Below are 9,642 nucleotides of genomic sequence, written 5' to 3'. Positions count from 1 at the left end.
AGGGATTCCAACAAAAACGGGACTCACCCCGATTGGGATGCCCCCCGTGGATAAATCTCATTCTGCCTGGGTTTCTTCCCGGGCTTTTTAGAATATCTGCAGGGTCGAGTATGGAAATACCCCAAACCAAAGCTGGGTGATCGATGCAAAGGGGTTTTTGAATCCAACGATTCCAGGCGATCCAGATAGATTTCCTCCCCTAATAAACCCTGGATCGGACATGGAAGGATTTCATTTAAGGCTTCTACCCAACTTTTCAGCTCGCCAAGCAGATTAAATCACATGAATCCCTCTTCAATTTGTTCCAAAATTACAGGCCACCAGTTTTCTTCATCTTCCAGAGACTTACTATCTAAATGATTAAACCTTTCTTCAACTCCATTTATCAACTCCGCGATATCTTCATCTGAGACCTTTTCAAATTCTACAGATATATAGATCTGCAGGAACTTCAGAAACAATTCAATATTGGAATTTATAAATCTTGTTTCCGACTCTTTAATAGAATAAATCTCTTCAGTTGTTTTTTTAATACCAATCTTGGTACCGTAATCATCCCCAATAACTAAATAATTCTCCTGTTGAAATTCGACAGGAAAGGGGTCCTCATAAAAAGTAATTAGGAGAGACTCTCTGATTTTACTGTGATTTTCGGGAATTCCCACGGTACATAACAAGTTTTTTGTTTCCTGGGACAGGTTTTGGTTTTCTACTGTTTGGGGGTCTAGTGCAACCAGAGAATTCCCCCAGAATTTCATAATCTCTTGGTGTTCCTTATTCATAATATTACCCTTCCGTAAAAGGGGATGGAGGAAGTCGTGACAGTTTGAGTAGTGAGCCATTACCCTCTGGCATCTCCCTTAAACTTAAAAGCTTGCTCCATCTAAAAACGCATCCCTCCATTGGTAGTAAAGCTCCTGCGAGATTTGATGCTCCCGGCGAACTCTAGAGATTGATCGATTCTGTTTCAAACCTTCTATCATAATCGCCACTTTTTCTTCACTGCTCCATTGACGACGCCTTATCTTCATCAATGGATTTTCTACCATTATGGGGGGCTGGATGTCTCGGTAAACCGGGTGTTGCATATTTTAAAATGGGGCGTTATACAACATGTCCAGTCATCCCATATTTTTACTAAACCCCTTCCCAAAGATATATCTGGCGAATCATTTTTTCCTATCCTAAATCAAATCCTCTGAATATACAATTATAGAGTAAATTTGTTTATAGTATCCATCGGGTTCGATACTTACACCTTTGACACCTTTTATGAAATACAGCTCTTCGTCCTCATCATAGTACAGCTTTGGCTCTTTTTTTACAGCTTCATCCAGATCCATTCCCAAATAGATCTTATCAAATAGTTTACCTTTGTAGTTTTCAAAAGCACATATCTTCATGAGTTTGTGGTCCGGAATATGAAATACATATGAAATTTTATCTTTATAAACATACTCTACGTGCAATGGGGAATGCAATTCAGCATATTTTTGTTGTCCATCGTACATTTTAAGTGAAAAAGAAGAGAACAAATCAATGTATTCCAACAAGCTTTCACCAATATGAAGACCCCCACATGACACACCCGGTTGAATAGGGGCATTGAAATTTGGCAGTCTACTGTACATCGCCCTCACCCCCAAATTTTAACCAACCCAATAGAAATCTCCCTTTTAATTAACCCCATTTCCCTTTACTTTTACATAAGGTAATCCATGTCTTCCTCCGCCTGGATAAACCTGAGATTAGTAGTATGCCCCTTCAAATATGTCGTAAATAAAATACCCATTCTTCCCCACGGGAATCTACATCAGCCACACACACCACCCTATCAATTTCTTGTTAGATAGTATAGGTAATGCTTCTTTCATCTAACCATGCTATATGTCAAGCACTATTTCTTGTGTTGAGCCTTAACATTATTGTAAATCATTAATTAATTCTTTATATGAACCCCTGATAAGGGTTACAACATAGTCAGGATCATCCTCATAATGAGCTTCCCAATTGATTAGAACGATGGAAGGCGAGTATTTACATTGATTTTATAGTAGTCTCTGATTTTACGCAGCTCCAGATAGCTACTCCATACTTCCGTCTCTCTGAATATATTGTGATGCAATTCGGCGGGGATTTCCAATACTTTGATCAGATTCCCTTTTGGATCATACATCAACAGGTCCACCCAGTCGGTTCCCTCCCCAAAATAAATCAAGTGTCCCGAAGTTTTTTCCGAACCAACTGATTTGGATTGATCTATAGAAATACCTTACGCATCTCCGCCACCAAAGTCATATCGCTTCTTTGCATCTGGCTGAACCCATTGTAAGGCGGATGGGGTCACAGCTCCATATTTAGCAAAGTTATCTCGCCCTTCTGCCAATGTCATATGATTGGGTCCACTATACTGTGTTGGATCATTACTTCCGTCATCCTCCCAAAAACAGACTGGACAAATCTCATACTGTCCACGTTCTGTCAAGGAGCGATACATGCAGCATGGACAGGCAAACAACGGATCTGCTCGCCCCTCCACGACGACTTCTTCACCTAAAATTCTAGTGACCCGTTCAGATAGATACTCATTTTTAACTCCAACATACCCCTTTGCTAAGACGATCTTTAACAAAGGATCGTATCTGGAACTCATCACATCTGCAACCGGTTCCTCGTTGTGAAGCAATTCATCCTTCAAAACATCAGTCAACCTCACCCATTCAGGATCTTCCTCATCCATTCTCCATAGGTTCCACAGTTCGCTTTCCCGTTCGTCTTTGGACATCTCCCCCAACTCTTGTTGCACAATAACGGATATGGCTTGCTCTCTCTCCAAAATCTATCCCACCTCAAGGGTTCATTCTCTCTTTACTCCATGATATAAGTTCTACCGTCCATACTTTAGCCATTTCTTTAATAATGAATTTCTTGCTAAATTCGGACATAAATGATCACTTAATTTTATAAAGTTGTTGTACAAACTCATAAACATCCACCGAACATCTTCTTTATTCATTCTTATTTTATCAGGATCGGGATTCCAATCCGTCCTGCTCTTACAGGTTAACACATAATGATCTACGCAACATACAAATCGCACTTCCCGTTCGATCCCTTGTTCATAAAAATCTAAAATAAAATCTGATCCATTATTAATTTTTTCAATGATCTCGGGTAGTTGCTCCATAACCGATGAAAGATCAAATACACAGTCGACTGGCCACTCTGTTTGCCCAAACCCAGAAACGGAAAAAGATATGTCTCCAGTATCACTAAATATCTCACATAGATCATGTATGACTGATCTTCCATCATCTAATTCAACATTATATTCTTTTATAAAATATGTTTGAGGAAGCTCTTTTAAAGGTTTTCTAACAACTAGTCGCATATTAAACATAGGACTCTCTCCTTCTCTTTATCCAATTATAGTATTGATCGCGTCCAGACCCTTGTCGGCCACTTTGGCTCCCAACCCTGGCACGAAGATGGATGAATATGATTCAAAGTCAAAGCAAAAGACCCGAAAAAAATCCGGGCCGAACACTTATTTATTCGATGACAGGGGGAGGATCGAGTCATACTTCCCGAACTCCACCATCTCCCGAAAATGAGTGTTCACATCCGTGGTGCCAAAGGTTTGCTCGATGATCCCACCCCGTTCTTTCCCAAATAGGGTTTTTCGATACCCATCATCGGTTTCATAAAGGTATCCTAGTTTCGAAACACCATTGTCATGTAAAAATGTTTTACTCTTCAGAAATAACTTATCTTTGTATTTTACAAAAAATTCCCTTTTATTACTTTTTTGTTCAGCCGTTAAAAACATGACTGCACAATAGTAATCATCAAAATTCATTTCAACAACATATTTTATGTTGATATCCTAAAAAGGTTATCACATATCGCTCTTTTCCTTGATGCCGTTTTTCCGCTTCCTCTTTACTGAGTGGGTCTTCAGGTTCTTCATCATACAAATCCCAATACTCAAAGTACCTTTTTTTCACGACAAGCCCCCCTGTTTCTTTTTCGGATTCAATATTTTCCCGTCTTCATCCCTGATATTGTTATCCTTCGTTTGGTAGCATACTGTAGGATGTCTTTAGAGGTTTCTTTCTTTTGAACCGTTGCTTTTCGGGCATGTAAAGCCTTCTCGATTCACCCTTCGGTTTTTCTTAGTTCCCTTGACCAAGTACAGACCCTTGTCTACCACTTTGACACCTCGTTTGACATGCTTGGCTCCGGGAATAAGCACCCCTGTGGCTGCGATGGCGCGATCTGTTTTGCTCAGTTTATTTCCATAGATATCTTTTCCCCTGGCGGCTTCGTAGCCTGACTTGATATTGTTAACCACGGGGACGCTGTCCAATGCAAAATCGAGTCCTTCTTTAAGAAGTCCTTGGCCTTATCCCAGAATATTCCTCATCTATTCCCCATAGATTCCACAATTCGCTTTCCCGTTCGTCTTTGGACATCTCCCCCAACTCTTGTTGCACAATAACGGATATGGCTTGTTCTCTCTCCAAAATCTATCCCACCTCATCCTAACAGGATACAAACGCTCCCCATCATCTGCCGGATCAAAGGGTGAGGGTTTGATGGTTTCATTTTCAGTCCTGAAAGAGATTGATATAAAAAATCAGGGATCCACCCCCGACGGGGATGCATCCCATGGATAAAAACCTCGATTCTTACCGATCCGTTAATCACCTGTAATCCTGACTTTCCAAGGATGGTGAACTTGGATTGCTGATATCAATTGATGAGCCTGCTTCTTTCCAGATGGACTTAAGAACAGGCTGATTTGTTCCAGATCAGACTGAAAGCGTTTGATTTCATCAGCTCCCCAATGGACATTGGTTTTATAGTAGTCTTTGATTTTACGCAGCTCCAGATAGCTACTCCATACTTCCGTCTCTCTGAATATATTGTGATGCAATTCGGCGGGGATTTCCAATACTTTGATCAGATTCCCTTTTGTATCATACATCAACAGGTCCATTCCCATGTGTTCACCTCCATTATTTTTTCCAGTCTTTTTGTGGAAAGGACGTCACCACTTCCCCGTCTTTCTCCACTACTACCCTGACTTTATATAGCTTATCACCATTTGCATCCACGCCTATCGGATCGCTAAATTCTTTTTCATAAACAAAACGGTCTCCATCTTTTGAAACCTTGTCCGGTTTTCTAAATGTTTTTCTTGAATAAGTCACCCATTCCCCACCACTCACTGTCCATTTGCTTTTATGCTCCCAGCCCGGCTTGTTTCCAACATGTCTATCACGGACATGTTTCTTGGAATCTGCACTAAAGGTGACTTTAGTAGGGGTTCCTTTTTTCTGTTTTTCCTTCGGACATGTACAGCCTTCCCGATTCACCCTTCGGTTTTTCTTAGACCCTTTGATCGCGTCCAGGCCCTTGTCGGCCACTTTGACTCCCCGTTTGATATGCTTGGCTCCGGGAATAAGCACCCCTGTGGCTGCGATGGCGCGATCCGTTTTGCTCAGTTTATTTCCAAAGATATCTTTTCCCCTGGCGGCTTCGTAGCCCGACTTAATATTGCTAACCACGGGGACGCTGTCCAATACAAAATCAGTTCCTTCTTTCACATACCGATTGTCCGTGAATTTCTTCCACCATGGTTTGTCTTTCTCTTCTTTCTTTGGCTCCGGCTGGGGTTTAGGTGGTGGCTTGGGCTCTGGTTGTTTTTCATTCCTAGGGGCTTTGCCATTGCCTACATTCCCTGCAATAATCTGTTCGATCTTCGTTTCCAGCGTATTCTTCAATTCACCGCCTGACAGGAAATTGTATAAGATCCCCGCCAACAGTGCACCCGCCACCAGGATGATGACATACTCCACGGTCTGGGCACCTTTTCTCCCCCGGATCAGGGATCTCCATCCTTTCTGCATAGGCCCGTTTCTCCTTCCGTTTTCCTACCTCACCAGAAGGCTGAAGGTGATTATGCTGATCAACGCCAGCACCAAAATCACTGCTAGATAGCTGAGCAAGACAATCCCCAAGCCCTGTACGGAGGAGATCCCATGCACCTCACCGATGCTCTTGGACAGCACGACAAAATACCAGAGGGTCAAGATCAGATCCAGTAATCCAAACAGCCAAAACCCAACGGACCATCCCACCGAGGTGTCCAGTAGCGGTGTGGACCTTGTAAAATTGTCCGCCCCAAACAGAAACCACTGCGGGATCCAGAGGATCCATTTGGCGATGAAGGGAACCGAGGCCCAGGCCACGGCGGTCCGTGTTTCCTCCCAATCCCCTTCTCCTTGGAAAAGGCGACGACCGATCCAATAGGCCAGCCAGCTGATCACCAGCCAGTAGATCCAAGCGTTGAAAATACCGGTCAAGGGCGATCCCCACAAAATCCATCCCAAAGAATATTTATCTCCTAAATCCTGTAATGAAGCGATATCATAACCCAAGACCATTCCGAATAATACGATCAAAATGATTTTCGTCAAGCGGGATGTCTCTCGCAAGGATTCCCGAATGGTCTCTCGGGTGTGCAGCCAGATCGAAATCCACGGTTGGGATCTATCCACGTTCTTCGCCTCCGTTGATCCTCATCACTTAAATACCAATACCCCTCGGATCTCCTCGTATGAAATCACTCCAAAATCCCGACTGTCCTCACTGAGGGAGAGTCGGTCACCCAACAGGAACAGATGACCCTTTTTCACATGGACCGGCCCAAAATCGGGAGCCCCTTGGGCCTGGATGGGATATGGAGCTTTCTTCCCGTTGATGAGGACCTGTTCGTTTTTGATTTCCACTGTATCTCCTGGCAAGCCCACCACTCGTTTTAAAAACTCATTCTCCGCAAAGTCGGGATGAGTAAAACCGACAATGTCTCCCCCCTCAATATCTTTCAGTGCGAACTCCCGACTGAGGACGGATTCACGATTTTTGAGGGTGGGATGCATACTGTTGCCATCTACTTCGTAGATGAAAAAGTGCTGAAAAAAAACAATCACGCCGATGAACAAAAAGGCGATCGTTGCGAAAGAGATGACCATCACTTTCTTCATATCCGATCCTCCCACTTACTCCCAAGCTGGTTGTAGAATAGCAAAATATTAACCATTATTCAATGTTTTCTTTCAAAATAAAAAAGAAGGAAAGAGAGAAAAAGATCTATCTTCTTCCTGACTCTATCAATCCTTTTTTCATCCTTTGTCAACCCATTCTTAATACTCAATGGATAGGATGTCCATGGGAGATTCTTTGGAAAGGGTGGGTTCGATGAAATTGGATTGGAAGGTTTGGTTGTCGGGAGTGACTGCGGTGGGGTTGTTGATGACTGGCCTGACAAGCGGTTCAGTGGTAGACGCCAAGCAGAAAAAGGTGCTCAATATAGCCCATCGTGGGGCTTCCGCCTATGCACCGGAACATACTCTTCCCTCCTATCAGTTGGGAGAGCGGTTGAAAGGGGACTATATTGAGATCGATCTGCAGATGACCCAGGACGGTGAATTGATCTGCATGCATGATGAGACGGTGGATCGAACCACCAACGGAAGCGGTCAGGTGAAGGATCACACCCTGGCGGAGATTAAGAAATTGGATGCAGGCTCCTGGTTTAACGAAAAGTATCCCCAGTATGCCAAACCGGAGTATGGGGGCCAGCGTGTGCCCACTCTGGATGAAGTGCTGGAGCACTTCGGTCCTCATAAGAAATACTACATTGAAACGAAGGCACCTCATGTCTATCCAGGGATGGAGGAGAAACTGCTCGACACTTTGGAGCGGCATCAGCTGTTACGGAAATCTTCCCTGCGCACAGGTCATGTGCTGGTCCAGTCCTTTAGTCAGGAGAGTCTGTTAAAGATACACCGATTGAATCCAAACATCCCCTTGGTTCAGCTTCTCTCCTACTCCAAACCAGCCACGATCACAGATCAAGAACTGACAGATATCAAATCCTACGCCATCGGTGTCGGGCCGAACTTTGAGCAGATCGATCGCAATTATGTGCAAAAGGTACGCAAGCACGGTTTGGACATCAAGCCCTATACCGTCAACTCCAAGTCAGATATGAGGAAGCTGATCCACTGGGGAGTCACCGGGCTGATCACCAATCATCCCGACCGACTGCAGGAAGTGCTGAAGGGACGGTAAGCCCTATCGTTACAGGCGTTCTCCCCTCATTAATTTCTCCAAAGTTTCCATATGGATTTCAGACATGTCTATGAACCTCCGTTCCCATTTTAAGACGGGTGACGCGAATTGATCGTCTCTCCATCATCCGGGAACGGCGGGCTTGGACTGGAGTTCTGGCGGAAGAAGGGGGTCATGACCTGAAGAGTAGCCTTTCTCCAATACATCCTGCCACCTTTGATTCCGAACAACAGCCCTGATTCAGAATGAGTTTCCGCTCCCCAGGGGCATCCTAAGCCCTGTAGGAGGGATACCCATGGAAACGCACCGATACTGGTTACGGGTTGGACTAGTACTGGTGATTTTGTTACCTGTTTGGACAGGGACCGGGATGATGGAGGAGGCGACGGCGAGGGAGAAGGTGTGGAATATCGCCCATCGGGGGGCCTCAGGACATGCGCCGGAGTCGACGCTGCCTGCCTATCAGCTGGCTCAGCGGATGGGAGCGGATTGGATGGAGTTGGATCTGCATCTGACTCGAGACGGACAGCTGGTGGTTATCCATGATGAAACCTTAGATCGGACCACCAATGGAAGCGGACCCGTGCAGAAACATACCCTGGCTCAGTTGAAACAGCTGGATGCCGGCACTTGGTTCGGGAAACAACATCCCCGCAAATGGGACCCGCAATTTCAGGGGCTTCAAATTCCCACCTTGGAGGAGGTTCTCCGGCTGAAAAATGGGAAAATCCGTTTCAGCATCGAGATCAAGGAGGAATCCGCCGGACCCCAGCTGGAGAGAAAACTGTTCCACACATTGGAGAAGCACCGCCTCTTGCCCCGCAAAAAACAGGAGTCCCAAGTGATGATCGTCTCCTTTGACCGAAACAGCCTGAAGCGGGTCCATCAAAGGCTCCCCCAAATTCCGCTGATCCAACTGTTTCATTACAAGGAATCCGGTTACTTGACTCCCCAAACCCTCCGCCATGTCGCCGCCTATGCGGATGGAGTCGGCTATGATCATCGGCGGATGCGTCCGGAAGATGTCCGCCGCACCCACCGTCACGGAATGGTGATCCATCCTTACACTGTCAACCGTCCTCGGGATATGCGCCGATTGATCCTCTGGGGAGTCGACGGGATCGTGACCAACTACCCGGATCGGTTGAATCAGATTCTAAAGCAAGAAAAAGGTTATGGATCTAAGCCAAGTCGGTAAAGCACATTTTCCTCACCCTCTCCCCAGGGATGTTGATTATCTATAAAATGGATAACGGAAACGAAACGGCCCTTTCGCTCTTCCCATTGCCCCCATCGCAAAAGATGGCTTGAAGGGACGGGGAGGGTGGTTCGGCTACGATCTCTTGCAAAGAGCGCATAGCGAGACCCGGGAGCGGAAAGCGACCCTGGCGAGACTTGTGCCCTATGGGTGCAAAGGCGAATCACCGTCCCACCCTCCCGACCTGATTTTCTACCTAAAGTTAATCAACACGTCTGCCTCTCCCCATGCAAAAGCCCAGT

General features: G+C 45.2%; 13 protein-coding genes and 1 pseudogene. 2 read left to right on the top strand and 12 right to left on the bottom strand.

All coding sequences use genetic code 11. The features are described from left to right. Positions 1 to 278: 278 nt before the first annotated feature. From JOD24_RS10445 to lepB, 12 genes and pseudogenes are all read right to left on the bottom strand, one after another. Entirely contained in the window at positions 279 to 782 is a 504-nt protein-coding gene (locus JOD24_RS10445) for an SUKH-4 family immunity protein (protein ID WP_429246888.1), read from the bottom strand. Positions 783 to 866: 84 nt separating this feature from the next. Beyond that, positions 867 to 1,031, bottom strand: coding sequence for a transposase (locus JOD24_RS10440; RefSeq protein ID WP_429246887.1), 165 nt, complete (start codon positions 1,029 to 1,031; stop codon positions 867 to 869). Between the two features lie 153 nt (positions 1,032 to 1,184). Beyond that, complete coding sequence (locus JOD24_RS10435) at positions 1,185 to 1,631, bottom strand: hypothetical protein (protein ID WP_429246886.1); 447 nt, start codon at positions 1,629 to 1,631, stop codon at positions 1,185 to 1,187. A gap of 383 nt (positions 1,632 to 2,014) precedes the next feature. Beyond that, the gene (locus JOD24_RS10430; RefSeq protein WP_380166340.1) at positions 2,015 to 2,188 is read right to left on the bottom strand and encodes a hypothetical protein; all 174 of its coding nucleotides are present in this window, start codon (positions 2,186 to 2,188) and stop codon (positions 2,015 to 2,017) included. Positions 2,189 to 2,272: 84 nt separating this feature from the next. Then, positions 2,273 to 2,836 (bottom strand): CPCC family cysteine-rich protein, encoded by a 564-nt coding sequence (locus JOD24_RS10425; RefSeq protein ID WP_380166342.1) that lies wholly within the window; start codon positions 2,834 to 2,836, stop codon positions 2,273 to 2,275. Positions 2,837 to 2,887: 51 nt separating this feature from the next. Beyond that, a complete protein-coding gene (locus JOD24_RS10420) occupies positions 2,888 to 3,400 on the bottom strand; it encodes a hypothetical protein (protein WP_380166344.1) in 513 nt (170 codons plus the stop codon). 460 nt (positions 3,401 to 3,860) lie between these two features. After that, positions 3,861 to 4,007 carry a hypothetical protein gene (locus JOD24_RS10415; RefSeq protein WP_380166346.1) on the bottom strand — a complete coding sequence of 49 codons (147 nt, stop codon included), beginning with the start codon at positions 4,005 to 4,007 and terminating at the stop codon, positions 3,861 to 3,863. Between the two features lie 95 nt (positions 4,008 to 4,102). Further along, positions 4,103 to 4,378, bottom strand: a pseudogene (locus JOD24_RS10410) (pre-toxin TG domain-containing protein); the annotation flags it as partial. Positions 4,379 to 4,702: 324 nt separating this feature from the next. After that, positions 4,703 to 5,008 (bottom strand): hypothetical protein, encoded by a 306-nt coding sequence (locus tag JOD24_RS10405; RefSeq protein WP_380166348.1) that lies wholly within the window; start codon positions 5,006 to 5,008, stop codon positions 4,703 to 4,705. Positions 5,009 to 5,021: 13 nt separating this feature from the next. Further along, positions 5,022 to 5,915, bottom strand: a complete 894-nt coding sequence (locus tag JOD24_RS10400; protein WP_380166350.1) for a DUF4244 domain-containing protein — start codon at positions 5,913 to 5,915, stop codon at positions 5,022 to 5,024. 24 nt (positions 5,916 to 5,939) lie between these two features. Continuing rightward, the gene (locus tag JOD24_RS10395) at positions 5,940 to 6,566 is read right to left on the bottom strand and encodes a YIP1 family protein (protein ID WP_380166352.1); all 627 of its coding nucleotides are present in this window, start codon (positions 6,564 to 6,566) and stop codon (positions 5,940 to 5,942) included. Positions 6,567 to 6,590: 24 nt separating this feature from the next. Then, positions 6,591 to 7,052 carry a signal peptidase I gene (gene lepB / locus JOD24_RS10390; protein WP_380166354.1) on the bottom strand — a complete coding sequence of 154 codons (462 nt, stop codon included), beginning with the start codon at positions 7,050 to 7,052 and terminating at the stop codon, positions 6,591 to 6,593. Between the two features lie 214 nt (positions 7,053 to 7,266). Here lepB and JOD24_RS10385 point away from each other — a divergent pair, with 214 nt between their 5' ends. Further along, positions 7,267 to 8,142: a glycerophosphodiester phosphodiesterase gene (locus JOD24_RS10385; RefSeq protein WP_380166356.1), complete on the top strand. Its 876-nt coding sequence runs from the start codon at positions 7,267 to 7,269 to the stop codon at positions 8,140 to 8,142. 295 nt (positions 8,143 to 8,437) lie between these two features. Then, positions 8,438 to 9,340 (top strand): glycerophosphodiester phosphodiesterase, encoded by a 903-nt coding sequence (locus JOD24_RS10380; protein WP_429246885.1) that lies wholly within the window; start codon positions 8,438 to 8,440, stop codon positions 9,338 to 9,340. Positions 9,341 to 9,642 lie beyond the last annotated feature (302 nt).

Origin of the sequence: Kroppenstedtia sanguinis, assembly GCF_050433445.1 — a bacterium.
Classification (GTDB): Bacteria; Bacillota; Bacilli; order Thermoactinomycetales; family DSM-45169; genus Kroppenstedtia; species Kroppenstedtia sanguinis.
Note: the sequence above shows the minus strand (reverse complement) of the source record. Positions and strands in the feature narration are given on the sequence as shown.

Coding starts and splice junctions, on each gene's coding strand:
- JOD24_RS10445 (WP_429246888.1), bottom strand. CDS start 782: ATGAATAAGGAACACCAAGAGATTATGAAATTCTGGGGGAATTCTCTG.
- JOD24_RS10440 (WP_429246887.1), bottom strand. CDS start 1,031: ATGAAGATAAGGCGTCGTCAATGGAGCAGTGAAGAAAAAGTGGCGATT.
- JOD24_RS10435 (WP_429246886.1), bottom strand. CDS start 1,631: ATGTACAGTAGACTGCCAAATTTCAATGCCCCTATTCAACCGGGTGTG.
- JOD24_RS10420 (WP_380166344.1), bottom strand. CDS start 3,400: ATGTTTAATATGCGACTAGTTGTTAGAAAACCTTTAAAAGAGCTTCCT.
- JOD24_RS10405 (WP_380166348.1), bottom strand. CDS start 5,008: ATGGGAATGGACCTGTTGATGTATGATACAAAAGGGAATCTGATCAAA.
- JOD24_RS10400 (WP_380166350.1), bottom strand. CDS start 5,915: ATGCAGAAAGGATGGAGATCCCTGATCCGGGGGAGAAAAGGTGCCCAG.
- lepB (WP_380166354.1), bottom strand. CDS start 7,052: ATGAAGAAAGTGATGGTCATCTCTTTCGCAACGATCGCCTTTTTGTTC.
- JOD24_RS10385 (WP_380166356.1), top strand. CDS start 7,267: ATGAAATTGGATTGGAAGGTTTGGTTGTCGGGAGTGACTGCGGTGGGG.
- JOD24_RS10380 (WP_429246885.1), top strand. CDS start 8,438: ATGGAAACGCACCGATACTGGTTACGGGTTGGACTAGTACTGGTGATT.